14 protein-coding genes and 1 other RNA gene are annotated in these 15,516 nt (G+C 63.6%); 13 read left to right on the top strand and 2 right to left on the bottom strand.

Annotated elements, in window-relative coordinates:
• Positions 1-161: 161 nt before the first annotated feature.
• Positions 162-488: a thioredoxin TrxA gene (gene trxA, locus AC3WOG_RS12165; RefSeq protein WP_006048864.1), complete on the bottom strand. Its 327-nt coding sequence runs from the start codon at positions 486-488 to the stop codon at positions 162-164.
• Positions 489-932: 444 nt separating this feature from the next.
• Here trxA and ffs point away from each other — a divergent pair.
• The 8 genes from ffs (at position 933) to AC3WOG_RS12125 (ending at position 9,580) form a co-directional block, all read left to right on the top strand.
• Positions 933-1,031, top strand: an RNA gene (ffs, locus tag AC3WOG_RS12160) — signal recognition particle sRNA small type.
• A gap of 207 nt (positions 1,032-1,238) precedes the next feature.
• The gene (gene dnaX / locus AC3WOG_RS12155; RefSeq protein WP_492578235.1) at positions 1,239-4,004 is read left to right on the top strand and encodes a DNA polymerase III subunit gamma/tau; all 2,766 of its coding nucleotides are present in this window, start codon (positions 1,239-1,241) and stop codon (positions 4,002-4,004) included.
• 62 nt (positions 4,005-4,066) lie between these two features.
• Positions 4,067-4,393 carry a YbaB/EbfC family nucleoid-associated protein gene (locus tag AC3WOG_RS12150; RefSeq protein WP_007182071.1) on the top strand — a complete coding sequence of 109 codons (327 nt, stop codon included), beginning with the start codon at positions 4,067-4,069 and terminating at the stop codon, positions 4,391-4,393.
• A 233-nt stretch (positions 4,394-4,626) separates the two neighbouring features.
• Complete coding sequence (gene recR, locus AC3WOG_RS12145) at positions 4,627-5,223, top strand: recombination mediator RecR (protein WP_115099840.1); 597 nt, start codon at positions 4,627-4,629, stop codon at positions 5,221-5,223.
• Positions 5,224-5,307: 84 nt separating this feature from the next.
• Positions 5,308-6,543 carry a CaiB/BaiF CoA transferase family protein gene (locus AC3WOG_RS12140; RefSeq protein ID WP_492578234.1) on the top strand — a complete coding sequence of 412 codons (1,236 nt, stop codon included), beginning with the start codon at positions 5,308-5,310 and terminating at the stop codon, positions 6,541-6,543.
• A 155-nt stretch (positions 6,544-6,698) separates the two neighbouring features.
• A complete protein-coding gene (locus AC3WOG_RS12135; RefSeq protein ID WP_492578233.1) occupies positions 6,699-7,736 on the top strand; it encodes an ABC transporter substrate-binding protein in 1,038 nt (345 codons plus the stop codon).
• 123 nt (positions 7,737-7,859) lie between these two features.
• A complete protein-coding gene (locus tag AC3WOG_RS12130; protein ID WP_492578231.1) occupies positions 7,860-8,672 on the top strand; it encodes an ABC transporter ATP-binding protein in 813 nt (270 codons plus the stop codon).
• Positions 8,673-8,755: 83 nt separating this feature from the next.
• Positions 8,756-9,580 (top strand): ABC transporter permease, encoded by an 825-nt coding sequence (locus AC3WOG_RS12125; protein WP_410832785.1) that lies wholly within the window; start codon positions 8,756-8,758, stop codon positions 9,578-9,580.
• A gap of 93 nt (positions 9,581-9,673) precedes the next feature.
• Here the strand turns inward: AC3WOG_RS12125 and AC3WOG_RS12120 are convergent, their stop codons facing one another.
• On the bottom strand, positions 9,674-10,648 hold the full coding sequence (locus tag AC3WOG_RS12120; RefSeq protein ID WP_492578230.1) for an NADPH:quinone oxidoreductase family protein: 975 nt from the start codon (positions 10,646-10,648) through the stop codon (positions 9,674-9,676).
• A gap of 205 nt (positions 10,649-10,853) precedes the next feature.
• Between AC3WOG_RS12120 and surE the strand changes: the two genes are divergently transcribed.
• From surE to AC3WOG_RS12095, 5 genes are read left to right on the top strand one after another with little or no spacing between them, the layout of a single operon-like run.
• Positions 10,854-11,612, top strand: coding sequence for a 5'/3'-nucleotidase SurE (gene surE, locus AC3WOG_RS12115; protein WP_492578229.1), 759 nt, complete (start codon positions 10,854-10,856; stop codon positions 11,610-11,612).
• A complete protein-coding gene (locus AC3WOG_RS12110) occupies positions 11,609-12,682 on the top strand; it encodes a protein-L-isoaspartate(D-aspartate) O-methyltransferase (protein ID WP_492578228.1) in 1,074 nt (357 codons plus the stop codon). The genes surE and AC3WOG_RS12110 overlap by 4 nt, the downstream gene beginning before the upstream one ends.
• Before the next feature lie 5 nt (positions 12,683-12,687).
• Positions 12,688-13,629, top strand: coding sequence for a peptidoglycan DD-metalloendopeptidase family protein (locus tag AC3WOG_RS12105; RefSeq protein WP_492578227.1), 942 nt, complete (start codon positions 12,688-12,690; stop codon positions 13,627-13,629).
• 11 nt (positions 13,630-13,640) lie between these two features.
• Positions 13,641-14,723 carry an RNA polymerase sigma factor RpoS gene (gene rpoS, locus AC3WOG_RS12100; protein ID WP_492578226.1) on the top strand — a complete coding sequence of 361 codons (1,083 nt, stop codon included), beginning with the start codon at positions 13,641-13,643 and terminating at the stop codon, positions 14,721-14,723.
• A gap of 4 nt (positions 14,724-14,727) precedes the next feature.
• Positions 14,728-15,504 carry a 3'-5' exonuclease gene (locus AC3WOG_RS12095; protein ID WP_492578225.1) on the top strand — a complete coding sequence of 259 codons (777 nt, stop codon included), beginning with the start codon at positions 14,728-14,730 and terminating at the stop codon, positions 15,502-15,504.
• Positions 15,505-15,516: the final 12 nt, after the last annotated feature.

Here is a 15,516-nt window from a genome sequence, read left to right as displayed (position 1 = left end):
AGGACTTACACGTCTTTTCGACGTTTTGCGGATTCTAGCATAGCACACGCCAATTTCCGCCAGTGCGACGGCATGGCATCTTTCTTATTGAGCGTGTTGCCGGCTGACAACACGCTCAAGACAGCGCACCCGAGTTCTCGGGACGCGCTGATGCGACCGCTTTACAGGTTGCCGTCGAGGAACGCGGTGAGTTGCGACTTCGACAATGCGCCGACCTTCTGCGCGGCGACTGCGCCGTTCTTGAAGAGGATCAGCGTCGGGATGCCGCGCACGCCGAACTTGACCGGCGTCGATTGATGCTCGTCGACGTTGATCTTGGCGATTTGCAGGCGATCGGCGTAATCCTTCGCGACTTCGTCGAGGATCGGCGCGATCATCTTGCACGGACCGCACCATTCAGCCCAGAAATCGAGCAGCACGGGTTTATCGGATTTAACGACGTCCTGTTCGAACGATGCGTCGCTAATATGCTTGATTTGTTCGCTCATTGTATGAATACCTCTATCGGTTCGAGGCCCGCCTGAATTGCTCGCCACGATACACCAAAACCTAAGGAAACTTCTGTTCGCTTTGCCGCAATCGGCGCCTTGCCGGCACATGCCTGAAAAGTCTTGGGACCATTTCCGGAATGTGCGGAAGGCTCGCGTTTGCGGGTCATCCGTACGGCAGTTTAGCTTAATTCGCTATGCGTTGCCGGTGGTGATAGTACTCATCAAGGGCAGTGGGGCCAACGGCTGCCGGTGAAGTGCCACGCTGTTTCATTTACTGCTACGCACCTTATCTGGTGGCTCGGAGCGCAAACACAAGTGCCTCGGACAGGCGTTGCCCGCGATGCTGCCTATATGATGTGCGGGTCCTGATTCGACGCGCCGAACGTGCTTTGGTCGTATTAACAGTCGCGCGGCGGGCCAAGCGATGATAGAATGTTTCGTGACGGGCCTCCTCGCATGGAGGGATGGTCAACCTGGTCAGGTCGGGAACGAAGCAGCCACAGCCGTTTTCCACCAGTGCCGAGGGTCGGGCTCGTCACCTTCCTTTTCTTCCGCTTCACTTCCGTTTTACTTTCGCTTTACTCCCTGTCGCTCTTCCCAGCCCCTCTGTTGTCTGTCGGCGTGAATTTCGCGCGGCGCATCTATTTTTTTCTATCAGTTCGTTAGCCAATTTCAATGACGCGGCAACATGCGTTCGCGCGCCGTCGATTCGGTTTGGCGCGCCATCGTTACTGATACAATTTCCGCATGACCTATCAAGTTCTCGCACGCAAATGGCGGCCGAAGGATTTTGCTTCGCTCGTCGGACAGGAGCACGTGGTGCGCGCGCTCACGCACGCGCTCGACGGTGGCCGTCTGCATCATGCCTATCTGTTCACCGGCACCCGCGGCGTCGGCAAAACCACGCTGTCGCGCATCTTCGCCAAGGCGCTGAATTGCGAAACCGGCGTGACCTCGACGCCGTGCGGCGTATGCCGCGCGTGTCGCGAGATCGACGAAGGCCGCTTTGTCGACTATGTCGAGATGGACGCGGCGAGTAATCGCGGCGTCGACGAGATGGCCGCGCTGCTGGAGCGCGCCGTGTATGCGCCGGTCGACGCGCGCTTCAAGGTCTACATGATCGACGAAGTGCACATGCTGACCAACCACGCGTTCAACGCGATGTTGAAGACGCTGGAAGAGCCGCCGTCGCACGTCAAGTTCATCCTCGCCACCACCGATCCGCAGAAGATCCCAGTCACGGTGTTGTCGCGCTGTCTGCAGTTCAATCTGAAGCAGATGCCGGCCGGGCATATCGTCTCGCACCTCGAGCATATTCTCGGCGAAGAGCACGTGCCGTTCGACGCCCAGGCGTTGCGCCTGCTCGCGCGCGCGGCCGACGGTTCGATGCGCGACGCGCTCTCGCTAACCGATCAGGCGATTGCCTATTCGGCCAATCAGGTCAATGAAGATGCGGTGCGCGGCATGCTCGGCGCGCTCGATCAAAGCTATCTGATCCGTCTGCTCGACGCGCTTGCCGATGGCGACGGCGCCTCGGTGCTGGCGGTCGCGGACGAGATGGCGCTGCGCAGCCTGTCGTTTTCGACGGCGTTGCAAGATCTGGCGGGCTTGCTGCATCGGATTGCGTGGGCGCAGTTCGCGCCTTCGTCGGTGCTGGACGAGTGGCCGGAAGCGGGCGATTTGCGTCGCTTTGCCGAAGCGCTGAGCGCCGAGCAGGTGCAGTTGTTCTATCAGATCGCGACGATCGGCCGAAGCGAGCTGGGTCTCGCTCCTGACGAATATGCTGGCTTCACGATGACGCTGTTGCGCATGCTGGCGTTCGAGCCGGCGCCTACCGGCGGTGGCGGCGCGGCGGCGGGTTCGGGCCGTTCAGCGGGACCGTCGAATTCGAGCGGAGCTAAACGCGCCGGCACGCCGGCAGTGGCCGCGTCTCAGGCTGCGGCCTCCGCGCGTGCGCCGGCGGCGCGTCCGGTAGAAGCGGTTGAGCAGCAAGCTGGGTCGATTTCCGCGGCGCCAGTGGCGAATGCTGCCGCGCCAGCGGTGCGCGAGCCGTACGCTAACGAGGCGACAGCAGCGAAGAGCGCCGAGCCTGCGGTGGTTGTTGCGTCGGATAAGCCCGCGGTGGAAAACGCGAGCGTAGCCGAAGCGCCAAAAGCAGCGGCTGATGTCCGGGCTGTTGAGGCCGAAGCCAACAACCAGAAGCAACCGGAAGCCGCTAATGCAACGGCTTCGATGGAGTCAACGCCTGCTGCAAGCGAACCCGCTTCCCAGGCGGCGCAAAGCGTCGCGCCCGTGCTCGAAGCATCATCCGGGGTAGCGCCGGAATGGCCTGCCCAGGCCGCCGCCGAACGGAGCGAGAGCCGGGTGCCGAGCGCGATCGAAACGGCCGCGGCGACGAGCGAAGCTCCGGCGCCAGCCGTTGGTGAAGCAGCAACCGCGCAAGACAAACGAGCCGCTGCGCCCGTCTTCAACGAATCGCCCGCATCGGATGGCGAAGCTTACGAACCACCCGCCGCGGTAAGCCGCGTCGACGCAGCGCCCGGACAATCGCAAGCCGCACCGGCCGATGCCGCGACGGCACGCGTTGAGGAGGTCCCGGCGGCCGCACCGCCGCCCGCAGCGGGCGCCCCGTCGCGCCGCGCAGGCGGCGCCAGCGACGCGCTCAACGTATTGCGCAGCGCCGGCCTGAAAGTTTCGTCGGACCGTGGCCGTGCCACTGCCGCGTCGGCCGCCAGGCCCGCTGCTCCGGCCGCACCGAAACCTGCCGCGCCGCGCGTCGTCGTGCCTGTACCTACGCCGGGTGCCCCCCGCCGCGCGCAGCAGGACGCCGCGCCCGCCGCGCGCGCGTCTTCACCGCAGGCGCAACGCAGCGACGCGGAGCAGAACGGCTCGTCGATCCCGCCATGGGACGACATCCCGCCCGACGAGTACATGCCGCTCTCGGCCGCGGACGAAGGCTATTACGGCCTGCCCGAGGACAATTACGTGCCCGTGTTCGACAGCGGCCCGGACGACGTCCGCGTCAACGCTGCGACTCCGTCCGCGCCCGCGCCGGTAGTGGACAAACGCCCGCTGCCGCCTGCCGTGCCGCTCGACCCGCTGGGCTTCAAGGGCGACTGGCCCGCGCTCGCCGTCGATTTGCCGCTCAAAGGCATTTCGTATCAGCTTGCGTTCAACAGCGAACTGATGGCGCTCCAAGGCAGCACGCTCAAGCTGAACGTGCCGGTGCCGCAGTACGCGGAAGCCTCGCAGGTCGCTAAACTGAAAACCGCGCTCGCCGAAAAGCTCGGCCAGAACGTCGAAGTGCTGGTCGAAGTCGGTCTGGCGCGCCGTACCGCCGCCGCGCACGACGCCGCCATGCGCGCCCAGCGTCAGCAGGAAGCGGAGCGCGAGATCGGCGCCGATCCGTTCGTGCAATCGCTGATCCGCGAGTTCGGCGCGAGCATCGTGCCCGGCTCGATCCGCCCGATTACGCAGGACGTAAGCCCGAACGGCGCGCCGTCCGCCCACTGATTCGCCGCGCCTCATGGCGCACCCGATTTCCGGATTTCACGCTATCAAGAAGGAGCATGTCCATGATGAAAGGCCAACTCGCCGGGCTGATGAAGCAAGCCCAGCAGATGCAGGAAAACATGAAGAAGATGCAGGAGCAGCTTGCATTGATCGAAGTCGAGGGGCAGTCGGGCGCGGGTCTCGTCAAGGTGACGATGACCTGCAAGAACGACGTGCGCCGCGTATCGATCGACCCGAGCCTGCTCGCCGACGACAAGGACATGCTGGAAGATCTCGTCGCCGCTGCATTCAACGACGCCGTGCGCAAGGCCGAGGCCACCGCCCAGGAAAAGATGGGCGGCATGACCTCGGGCCTGCCGCTGCCGCCGGGCTTCAAACTGCCGTTCTGAGCGCTGCCGCTGTAATTCGGACCGAGTGCCGCGGCTGCCGTTGCAGCGGTGTCCGCGGCAACGCGCGAGTCATGTTCGCTCCATGCTTGTGCCGGTTCGACACTGCGCGTCCTAGTTGGTCAGTCAAACGCACCTGCCTGATCCGCTTGCGCGCTGATAGAACCGCATACGCTGATAGAACCGCATAGCTACCCGCCTACAGGGCAACCCCCACTTCGACGCCGCCGATCAGCATGAAACAACCTTCCGCCTTGTCGGCGCTCGTCGAAGCGCTGCGTGCGCTGCCCGGCGTCGGGCCGAAGTCCGCGCAACGCATGGCGTACCACCTGATGCAGCACGACCGCGACGGCGCCGAAAAACTCGGGCGCTCGCTGCTGTTCGCGACTGAACATCTGCAGCACTGCGAGAAGTGCAACACGTTTACCGAAGCGCAGATCTGCGAGGTCTGCCTCGATCCTGAGCGCGATCCTACGCTGCTGTGCGTCGTCGAGACGCCTGCCGACCAGATCATGCTCGAACAGACGATGACCTATCGCGGCCTCTATTTCGTGCTGATGGGGCGGCTCAGTCCGCTCGACGGCATCGGCCCGAAGGAGATCCATTTCGACCGGCTCGTGAAGCGAGCGTCGGATGGCGTCGTCAAGGAAGTCGTGCTTGCAACTAATTTCACCAACGAAGGCGAGGCCACCGCGCATTACCTCGGGCAAACACTCAAGGCACGCGGGCTTGCCGTGACGCGCCTCGCGCGCGGCGTGCCGGTGGGCGGCGAACTCGAATACGTCGACGCCGGCACGATCGCCCGCGCGATGCTCGACCGGCGCTCGATGTAGCGCGAAGCGCTTGCCGCGCTCGCCGCGTCGACGAACCGCACGCGGCCCCGGCGCGGCGCCGCCAGAACAGAAGAAAGGAGACACATGAGCGCCATCCCCGACCCAAGCGCAACTGCCGCCGCGCCCAAAGGCCCGCTCGCCGGCGTCAAGGTGCTCGAACTCGGCACGCTGATCGCCGGCCCGTTCGCCGCGCGCTTTCTCGGTGAGTTCGGCGCCGACGTCATCAAGATCGAAGATCCCAAAGGCGGCGATCCGCTGCGCAAATGGCGCAAGCTCTATCCGGAAGTCGGCGGCACGTCGCTGTGGTGGGCCGTGCAGGCGCGCAACAAGAAATCCGTCACGATCAATCTGAAATCCGAAGAGGGTAAGGAGATCGTGCGGCGTCTCGCGAAAGAAGCCGATATCGTCGTCGAAAATTTCCGGCCGGGTTTGCTCGAGAAGCTCGGGCTCGGCTATGACGTTTTGTCCGCGGAGAATCCCGGGCTCGTGATGGTGCGTCTGTCCGGCTACGGCCAGACCGGGCCGTATCGCGACCGGCCCGGCTTCGGCGCGATTGCCGAATCGATGGGCGGCTTGCGCCATATCACGGGCTATCCGGATTTGCCGCCCCCGCGCATCGGCATTTCGATCGGCGACTCGATCGCGGCGCTGCATGGCGTGATCGGCGCGTTGATGGCGCTGCATCACAAGCAGGTGAACGGCGGCAAGGGGCAGGTCGTCGACGTCGCGCTGTACGAGGCCGTGTTCAACATGATGGAAAGCGTGGTGCCCGAATACGGCGTATATGGCATGGTGCGTGAGCGTACCGGCGCGTCGCTGCCGGGCATCGTGCCGTCGAACACTTATCCGTGCCGCGACGGCAGCATCGTGATCGGCGGCAATAGCGATCCGATTTTCAAGCGGCTGATGCTGGCGATCGAGCGTGAAGATCTGGCGAACGATCCGGCGTTGGCACACAACGACGGCCGCGTGCCGCGTACCCAGGAAATCGACGGTGCGATTGCCGCGTGGCTCGCCACGCGCACCATCGACGAAGCGCTCGCCGTGCTGAATGCCGCCGACGTGCCGGTCGGCCGCATCTACAGCGTCGCCGACATGTTCACCGATCCGCAGTTTATGGCGCGTCAGATGATCCAGCGCTTCAAATGGCAGGACGGTCAGGAAATCGCGCTGCCGTCGGTCACGCCGAAGCTCTCGGAAACGCCCGGCGAAACCCGCTGGCTCGGCCCGGAACTGGGTGAACATACCGATGAAGTCCTGCAATCGCTAGGTTATGATGCAGACCACATTGCACGGTTGCATGCGCAACAGATAGTCTGAGAGCACGCGCGGTTCGGGAACTTGCGCCGTGCGTGATTCACGACTGTTTCCTGCGCACCGCACCGTACAGACGCAAACAGACGCAAACGCGGCGCCCACGAGCGCCGCGGCAAAAGACAAAAAAGCCGGACAACAAGAGTCGGAGACTACGGACCATGCAACGCAGAACCTTCCTTGCTGGAACTGCAGCGCTCGCGGGCGCCACTTTCGCCGCCACGCCGCTCGCTTTCGCGCAGGGCAAACCCGAAGCCGCAAAGGTGGCGATCGCCGTCGGCGGCAAGAATCTGTTCTATTACTTGCCGCTCACCATTGCCGAGCGCCGCAATTACTTCAAGGACGAAGGACTTGAAGTCGAAATCTCCGATTTCGCCGGCGGCTCGCAAGCGCTGAAGGCGGCAGTCGGCGGCAGCGCGGACGTGGTCTCCGGTGCGTTCGAACACACCTTGCTGCTGCAAGCGCAGAAGCAGTTGTTCCGCGAATTCGTGCTGCAAGGACGCGCGCCGCAGATCGTGCTCGCCGTGTCGAAGAAGGCGCTGCCGAACTACAAGTCGATCGCCGATCTGAAGGGCAAGAAAATCGGCGTGACCGCGCCGGGTTCGTCGACCGCGATCATGGCGAGCTTTGTGCTGGCGAAAGCCGGGTTGACCGCGAAAGACGTTGCGTTCATCGGTGTGGGCGCTGGCGCGGGCGCGATCGCCGCACTGCAGTCGGGCCAGGTCGACGCGATCGCCAATCTCGATCCCGTCATGACCAAACTCGAGCGGACCGGCGACATTCGCATCGTGTCGGACACGCGTACGCTGGCCGATACGCGCAGCGTGTTCGGCGGCGACATGCCGGCAGGGTGCCTGTACGCGTCGCAGAGCTTCATCACGAAGAATCCGAACACCACCCAGGCGCTGACCAACGCGATGGTGCGTGCGCTCAAATGGCTGCAAACGGCCACCGGCAGCGAGCTGATCAACACGGTGCCGGAAGGCTACCTGCTCGGCGACCGCGCGGTGTATCTGGACGCATGGCAGCACGTGAAGGAGGCGATGTCGCCGGATGGCCTGATGCCCGCCGACGGCCCGGCTACATCGCTGAAAACTTTGCAGGCATTCGACCCGGCGGTGCAGGGCAAGCCGATCGATCTGTCGAAGGCGTGGACCAACGACTTTGTCAAGAAAGCGTTGGCCACTGTCAAGGCGTAGCCTGTGCCTGCCGGGTCAAAGGCGGGGTCAGGAGCGGCCGCGCCGCCCTGATCACCGCAGTCACGGCAATAGACAAACCCAGACAAACTGAAACCGAAACCGATCTTCGAAGCGAGTCGAACGATGACCGTTGCCGCCCTGGCGCTCGAGAACATCACCTGCACGTTTGCCGCGCGCGATAACCGCGCGCAACGCTACACGGCGGTCAAGGACACCACCTTGCGGATCGCGCCGGGCGAATTCGTCTCGGTCGTCGGCCCGACCGGCTGCGGCAAGTCGACCTTGCTGAATGTCGGCGCTGGCTTGCTGGACCCGTCCTCAGGCACGATCAACGTGTTCGGCGAGCCGCTCAAAGGCATCAACCGGCGTGCCGGCTACATGTTCCAGGCCGATGCGCTGATGCCGTGGCGCTCGGCGATCGACAACGTGATGGCCGGCCTCGCGTTCCAGGGCGTGCCGCCAGCCGAAGCGCGCAGCAAGGCCGACGAGTGGCTCAAACGCGTTGGTCTCGGCGGTTTCGGCGACCGCTATCCGCATCAACTGTCCGGCGGCATGCGCAAGCGCGTCGCGATGGCGCAGACGCTGATTCTCGACCCCGACATCATCCTGATGGACGAGCCGTTTTCCGCGCTAGATATCCAGACGCGTCAGTTGATGGAAAACGAATTGCTCGACTTGTGGGCGGCCAAACGCAAAGCGGTGCTGTTCATCACGCACGATCTGGATGAGGCGATTGCGATGTCCGATCGCGTAGTGGTGCTCTCAGCCGGGCCGGGCACGCATCCGATCGGCGAATTCACGATCGACTTGCCGCGTCCGCGCGACGTCGCCGAAATTCGCGCGCATCCGCGTTTCGTCGAATTGCACGCACAGATCTGGAGCGTGTTGCGCGATGAAGTGCTCAAGGGCTATCAACAGCAACTCACGGCCGTCTAACTACGTCCGCGGGGTTGTGTCCGCAGTTGCCTTGCGGTTGAGTCCCGCAGTTGAGTCCATTAACCGTGTAAGGCAATCGACCCATGTGGAAGACGTTGCGCCCGAACCGGGCGAACCTGGTGATCTGGCAATGGCTGCTGCTCGTGCTGTGCTTCGTGCTCTGGTACGTGCTGACCAGCCCGACGCTGCTGCCGGCGTTTTATTTCGACGATCCGAATAAAGCCGCGTTCTTCTTCGGCGAGCCGCAGAAGGTGCTGCAGCGAATCTGGGAATGGTTCACGGGCGGCGAGATCTATCTGCATCTGTGGATCACGCTGGTCGAAACCGTGCTGGCGTTTGCGCTCGGCACCGCGCTGGGGCTGGGCGTCGGCCTGTGGCTCGCGCTGTCGCCGCTCGCGAGTGCGCTGTTCGACCCGTATATCAAGGCTGCCAACTCGATGCCGCGGGTGATTCTCGCGCCGATCTTCGGCGTGTGGTTTGGCCTGGGGATCTGGTCGAAGGTCGCGCTGGGCGTCACGCTGGTGTTCTTTATTGTGTTCTTCAATGTCTATCAGGGCGTGAAAGAAGTCAGCCCGGTCGTGCTCGCCAACGCGCGCATGCTCGGCGCGAACCGCAAGCAGTTGCTGCGCTTCGTGTATCTGCCGAGCGCGATGAGCTGGGTGTTTTCGAGCTTGCATACCTCGGTGGGGCTGGCGTTCGTCGGCTCGGTGGTCGGCGAGTACCTCGGCTCGGCGCGTGGCGTCGGCTATCTGATTTTGCAGGCCGAAGGCACGTTCGATATCAATACCGTGTTCGCCGGGATTCTGGTGCTGACCGCGTTCGCGCTGATTCTCGACGGCATCGTCGGGATCGGCGAACGGCGTCTGATGAAATGGCAGCCGAAAACGGGTGAGACGGAAAAGCTCTAACACAAGCCTATGGCCCGGAAAAAAGCGCGCGGTCCGAAAACCGCGCGCTTTTTCATTTGACGCTTCCACAAGCGCTTCGTGAGCGCACCGCGGCTAAGGCGTAATCACCACCTTGCCGATCACCCGGCGCTCCGCCATATCGCGCAACGCGCGGCCGGTGTCGTCGAGCGAATAGCGCGCCGACACGTACGGCTTGAGCTTGCCTTCGCCGATCCAGCCGACCATCTGCTCGAACGCGGCGTGATTGTGTTGCGGCTCGCGCTTCGCGAAGTCGCCCCAGAACACGCCGACGATACTCGCACCTTTGAGCAGCGTCAGATTGAGCGGCAGCCTGGGAATCTCGCCGTTGGCGAAGCCCACCACCAGATAGCGCCCACGCCAGCCGATGCTGCGAAACGCCGGTTCCGCATACACGCCGCCAACCGGATCGTAGATCACGTCCGGACCTTTGCCGCCGGTGAGCGCCTTGATGCGTTCGCGCAGGTCTTCGGTGCTGTAGTTGATGGTGGCGTCGGCGCCGTGCTTCACACAGATAGCGAGCTTTTCGTCGCTCGACGCCGCCGCGATCACGCGCGCGCCGAGCGCCTTGCCGATTTCGACTGCCGCCAGCCCGACGCCGCCTGCCGCGCCTAATACCAGCATCGTCTCGCCAGCCTTTAGTGCACCGCGATCGACCACCGCATGGTGCGACGTGCCATAGGCCAGCGTGAACGCCGCAGCCAGTTCGAATTCGACGCCATCGGCAAGCGGCACGCACGCCGCAGCGGGCGCCACCGCCTGTTCGGCAAACCCGCCCGAGCCGGTGAACGCGGCCACGCGCGAGCCCGGCTTGAACTGGGTGACATCCGCGCCGACCGCGCGTACGACGCCCGCGACTTCGGAGCCAGGCGTAAAGGGCAGGGGTGGTTTGAACTGGTATTTGTTCTCGATGATCAACACATCGGGAAAATTGACTGCCGCGGCTTTGACGTCGATCACGACGTGACCGGGCGGCGGCTCGAGGTCCGGCAGATATTCGACGATCAGGCTCTCCGGTGGCCCGTACTGATTGCAGCGAATCGCGCGCATCGTGTCTCCATATCGATCAGGGTCCCCCAAGGGGACTTCCTTCGGGGCGTCGCAAGTATTCTGAGTGTAAAGCAAGCCGCACGACCGTGCGTTTTTATTGTTTCATGCGTCTCCGATACTGACCCGCCGGGTGCTCGACGCGTGCGCCGCACGCGCCACCCGCCGTGTCGTTCGCGCGTCTTCTTTCCTCGGTTACAATCGCCGCATGCGAATCCTAATCAGCAATGACGACGGTTATCTGGCGCCTGGTCTTGCCGCGCTTTACGACGCGCTCAAGCCGATCGCGGACGTCACCGTGATGGCCCCCGAGCAGAACTGCAGCGGCGCGTCCAATTCATTGACGCTGTCGCGGCCGCTCTCGGTGCTGCGCTCGGCGAACGGTTTCTATTATGTGAACGGCACGCCCACCGATTCGGTGCACATCGCGCTGACCGGCATGCTGGACCACACGCCGGACCTCGTCGTCTCGGGCATCAACAACGGTCAGAACATGGGCGAGGACACGCTCTATTCGGGCACCGTCGCCGCCGCCACCGAAGGCATCATGTTCGGCGTGCCCGCCATCGCGTTCTCGCTGGTCGACAAGGACTGGGTGCATCTCGAAGATGCAGCCCGCGTTGCCGCGGAAATCGTTGCGCATTACCTCGAGCATCCGCTGCCGGGGCATCCGCTGCTGAACGTCAATATTCCGAACCTGCCATACGAGCAACTCGGCGGCTGGCAGATCACGCGGCTGGGCAAGCGTCATCCTTCGCAGCCGGTGATCCGCCAGACCAACCCGCGCGGCGAACCGATCTACTGGATCGGCCCCTCGGGCAGCGCGCGCGACGCCAGCGAAGGCACCGATTTTCACGCGGTCGCCAACGGCCATGTGTCGATCACGCCGTTGCAGCTCGACCTGACCCACACGCAAATGCTGCCCGCTGCGCGCGATTGGGCGCGTGCCGGCAGCGACGCTTCATGACTGGCGAGCGCGCAAAGCGCTTTCCGCTCGGCCTCGAGGACCTGGTGCGCGAACCGCGCCGGCCCGAAGGGCGTCCGGGCGACGTGCGCGCGGCGGCACTCGCCGCGAGCGCGGCGCTGAATGCACGTCAGCAACCGGCGAAAAGCTCGCCGTCCGGCTCCAAGCCTCAAACAAAGCCTCAGGCGAAGCTGCAGATTGGAGCGCAGGCTCAGCCGCAAGCGAAGCCCCAGGTAAAAACCCCGGTGGCCGCCCAGCTAACGACCCAGGCTAAGCCCCAGGCCCGGCCACAACCCAAATCCCAGGCGAAAACCGCCGCGCCGACATTGACTGCGCGCGCCGCGCCCAAACCGGCGTCGCCGGGCAAGCCCGCTGCCAAACCCAGCGAGCGTGCTGCCGCACCTAACGTCGCTTTGAACGGCGCATTGGCGCTGACTTCGGAACGGGTTCGCGAACGGATGGTCGAACGCCTGCGAGCGAATGGCGTAACCGATCAGCGCGTGTTGAATGCGATGTCGGTGGTGCCGCGCCACATGTTCGTCGACCCGGGCCTCGCGGCCCAGGCCTATGAAGATGCTGCGTTGCCGATCGGTCATCACCAGACGATTTCCAAACCCTCGGTAGTCGCCCGGATGATCGAGCTGGCCGCGGCGGGCCGCGCGCTGAACAACGTGCTCGAAATCGGCACCGGTTGCGGTTATCAGGCGGCGGTGCTGAGCCAGGTCGCACGGGATGTCTATTCGATCGAACGCATCAAACCGCTGTCCGAACGCGCGAAGACAAACTTGCGTCCGCTGCGTATTCCGAACATCCGGCTGCACTATGGCGACGGTCGCCTTGGGCTGCCGTCGGCGGCGCCGTTCGATGCGATCGTGATCGCCGCTGCCGGGCTCGACGTACCGCAAGCATTACTTGAACAACTCGCGATCGGCGGCCGTCTGGTCGCGCCGGTCGGCTCGCAGGACGGCCAGAACCAGGTGTTGACTCTGGTCGAGCGCCTCGGACCCGCGCAATGGCGCGAGTCGCGGCTTGATCGCGTTTTCTTTGTACCCTTAAAATCCGGAGTGATTTGACACCGATGAGTATGTTGCGCGCGATGCAAAGAACCAGAATGAATGCCCCTATGACCGTAACCCAGCGTAGCGTGTGCGTGCTCGCCTTGTCCCTGTTGATGACGGCCTGTGCTTCCCGGCTCGATCAGGCGCCCGTCGTCGATCGCTCTGGTGGCGGCACGCTCAGCACGCAAGCGGCGCAGCAGCCGGCCGTGCCGCTCGGACCGCCGCCGCCCGGTTACTACCGTGTGAAGCCGGGCGATACGCTGTATCGGATTGCGCTCGAGAACGGCCAGAACTACCGCGATATTTCGGCGTGGAACAATCTCACCAACCCGAACCAGATCGAAGTCGATCAGTTGCTGCGCGTGGTGCCGCCGGGCGCTAACACTGCCGCGCTGACGCCGGGCGTCACGACCGCGCCGATCGGCAGCGGCGGTGCGGTGCAGAGTGCGCCGCTCAACAGCACGGCGCCGTCGACGGGCGCAGCGGCAGGCGTCGCAGCGGCGCCGCCTATTTATGGTTCAGGTTCGAATACCGCTTCGCTGACGCCGCCGGCCAACGCAGGCGCCGCGAGCGACTCGACGGCTGGCGCGTCCGGCAACGTCGCGTTCGCCTGGCCGGTGCGTGGTCCGCTGCTCGGCACCTTCAACGACTCGACCAACAAGGGCGTCAATATCGGCGGCGCGTCGGGAGACGCGGTCAAGGCTTCGGCGGATGGTCGCGTGGTTTATGCCGGAAATGGGCTGCGTGGTTACGGCAATCTCATTATCATCAAACATGACGCAACTTATCTCACCGCGTATGCACACAACCGTGCTTTGATGGTAAAAGAGGGGGATGCGGTGAGCAAAGGGCAGAAGATCGCTGAGATGGGTAATAGCGATTCCGACCGCGTGATGTTGCATTTCGAAGTTCGCCGGCAGGGTAAACCTGTCGACCCACTGAAGTACTTGCCGCCGCAATAAGCGATACGACCATGCCGAAATCGAAGCGCCGTCCGCCGCAAGCCGAGTCTGAGACGATCAGCCGTGCCACGTCCGCGTTGGTGGACGAAGGCGGTGCTTCGGAAGTCGAAGAAGAGATCGTGGAAGAGCGCGATCTCGACGAACATCAGGGCGGCGCGGAAGAAACCGGTGACACGCGCGAAAGCGTGAGCGAAGCCGTGCCGGACGCGGACGATTTCCGCGCGCTGCTGCAAGCCGAGTTGACGGCCGACACGATTCAGCACTACCTGAACCGCATCAGCGTCAAGCCGCTTCTGACTGTCGAAGAAGAGCAGAAGTATTCGCGCCTCGCCAAGGCGGGCGAGTTCGAGGCGCGGCAGGTGATGATCGAGCGTAATTTGCGGCTCGTCGTCAGTATCGCGAAGGGCTACCTCAATCGCGGCGTGCCGCTGCTCGACCTGATCGAAGAGGGCAACCTCGGCCTGATGCACGCGATCGAAAAATTCGATCCGACACGCGGCTTCCGTTTTTCGACGTATGCCACCTGGTGGATTCGCCAGAGCATCGAGCGCGCAATCATGAACCAGGCGCGCACCGTGCGTCTGCCGGTGCATGTGATCCGCGAACTGAACCAGGTGCTGCGCGCCAAGCGCCACCTGGAAAAAAATTCGATGAATTCGGGCGAAGCGGCCGAGCGCCGCGACGCCAGCATCGACGACATTGCCTATCTGACCGGCAAGACCACCGACGAAGTGACCGACATCCTCGCGCTGAACGAGCACACCGCATCGCTCGACGCGCCGCTCGACCTGGACCCGGCGAGCAGCCTGCTCGATCTGCTGTCTGACGATCAGAGCCAGTCGCCGGATGCCGAGGTGCAGCACCGCGAACTGGAAACGCTGACGCGCGCCTGGCTCGCGCGGCTGTCGGATAAGCATCGTCATGTGATCGAGCGCCGGTTCGGGTTGAACCATATCGAGCCGGCCACGCTTGAAGAACTGGCCGATGAAATGGGCCTCACGCGCGAGCGTGTGCGCCAGATCCAGCAGGAAGCGCTGGTGCGGTTGAAGCGCTTCTTTGCCTCCAACGGTGTGCGCAAGGACGCCGTTCTCTAATTCAATGACACCGATCCTGGTTTTCGACATCGAGACGATTCCCGATGTCGCCGGCATTCGCCGCCTCGAAGATTTGCCCGCCACGCTGAGCGACGCCGAAGTCGCCGAGCACGCGTTCGCCGCGCGCCGCGAGAAGACCGGCAGCGATTTCCTGCCGCACCACCTGCAACGGATCGCGGCGATTTCCTGTGTATTTCGCGACAACAACGGTTTCCGGGTGCGCTCGCTCGGCACGCTGGAAGACGGTGAGGCCGCGCTGGTGCAGTCGTTTTATCGCGTGATCGAGAAGTACACGCCGCAACTGGTGTCGTGGAACGGCGGCGGTTTCGACTTGCCGGTGCTGAATTACCGCGCGCTGGTCAACGGCATTCCGGCCTCCCGTTTCTGGGATCTCGGCGAGGACGATCGCGAGTTCAAGTGGAACAACTACATCAGCCGCTACCACGCGCGTCACACGGATCTGATGGACGTGCTGGCGATGTATCAGGCGCGCGCCAATGCGCCGCTCGACGCGCTCGCCAGGATGTGCGGCTTTCCCGGCAAGATGGGCATGGACGGCAGCCAGGTGTGGCACGCATATCAGGAAGGCCGTATCGAGGAAATCCGCAATTATTGCGAGACCGACGTCGTCAATACATATCTGCTGTATTGCCGCTTTCAGTTGATCCGCGGCGCGTTTTCCGCCGAAGAGTATGCTGACGAGATCACACTGGTTAAAAACGCGCTCGCGCTGGAAGCGGCGCCGCAATGGGCCGAGTATCTGGCCGCGTTCGATAACTAGGTCTATGGCGAA

Source organism: Paraburkholderia sp. FW306-02-B (genome assembly GCF_058782725.1).
The sequence above is the reverse complement of the archived record's forward strand: the minus strand, read 5'-3'. Positions and strand labels throughout refer to the sequence as shown.

Bases quoted from the DNA above. Each gene is read 5' to 3' on its own strand.
- AC3WOG_RS12110 (WP_492578228.1), top strand. From the start codon at position 11,609: ATGACTGGCGAGCGCGCAAAGCGCTTTCCGCTCGGCCTCGAGGACCTG.
- AC3WOG_RS12150 (WP_007182071.1), top strand. From the start codon at position 4,067: ATGATGAAAGGCCAACTCGCCGGGCTGATGAAGCAAGCCCAGCAGATG.
- rpoS (WP_492578226.1), top strand. From the start codon at position 13,641: ATGCCGAAATCGAAGCGCCGTCCGCCGCAAGCCGAGTCTGAGACGATC.
- dnaX (WP_492578235.1), top strand. From the start codon at position 1,239: ATGACCTATCAAGTTCTCGCACGCAAATGGCGGCCGAAGGATTTTGCT.
- AC3WOG_RS12130 (WP_492578231.1), top strand. From the start codon at position 7,860: ATGACCGTTGCCGCCCTGGCGCTCGAGAACATCACCTGCACGTTTGCC.
- AC3WOG_RS12125 (WP_410832785.1), top strand. From the start codon at position 8,756: ATGTGGAAGACGTTGCGCCCGAACCGGGCGAACCTGGTGATCTGGCAA.
- surE (WP_492578229.1), top strand. From the start codon at position 10,854: ATGCGAATCCTAATCAGCAATGACGACGGTTATCTGGCGCCTGGTCTT.
- AC3WOG_RS12095 (WP_492578225.1), top strand. From the start codon at position 14,728: ATGACACCGATCCTGGTTTTCGACATCGAGACGATTCCCGATGTCGCC.
- recR (WP_115099840.1), top strand. From the start codon at position 4,627: ATGAAACAACCTTCCGCCTTGTCGGCGCTCGTCGAAGCGCTGCGTGCG.
- AC3WOG_RS12135 (WP_492578233.1), top strand. From the start codon at position 6,699: ATGCAACGCAGAACCTTCCTTGCTGGAACTGCAGCGCTCGCGGGCGCC.
- AC3WOG_RS12105 (WP_492578227.1), top strand. From the start codon at position 12,688: ATGAGTATGTTGCGCGCGATGCAAAGAACCAGAATGAATGCCCCTATG.
- trxA (WP_006048864.1), bottom strand. From the start codon at position 488: ATGAGCGAACAAATCAAGCATATTAGCGACGCATCGTTCGAACAGGAC.
- AC3WOG_RS12140 (WP_492578234.1), top strand. From the start codon at position 5,308: ATGAGCGCCATCCCCGACCCAAGCGCAACTGCCGCCGCGCCCAAAGGC.
- AC3WOG_RS12120 (WP_492578230.1), bottom strand. From the start codon at position 10,648: ATGCGCGCGATTCGCTGCAATCAGTACGGGCCACCGGAGAGCCTGATC.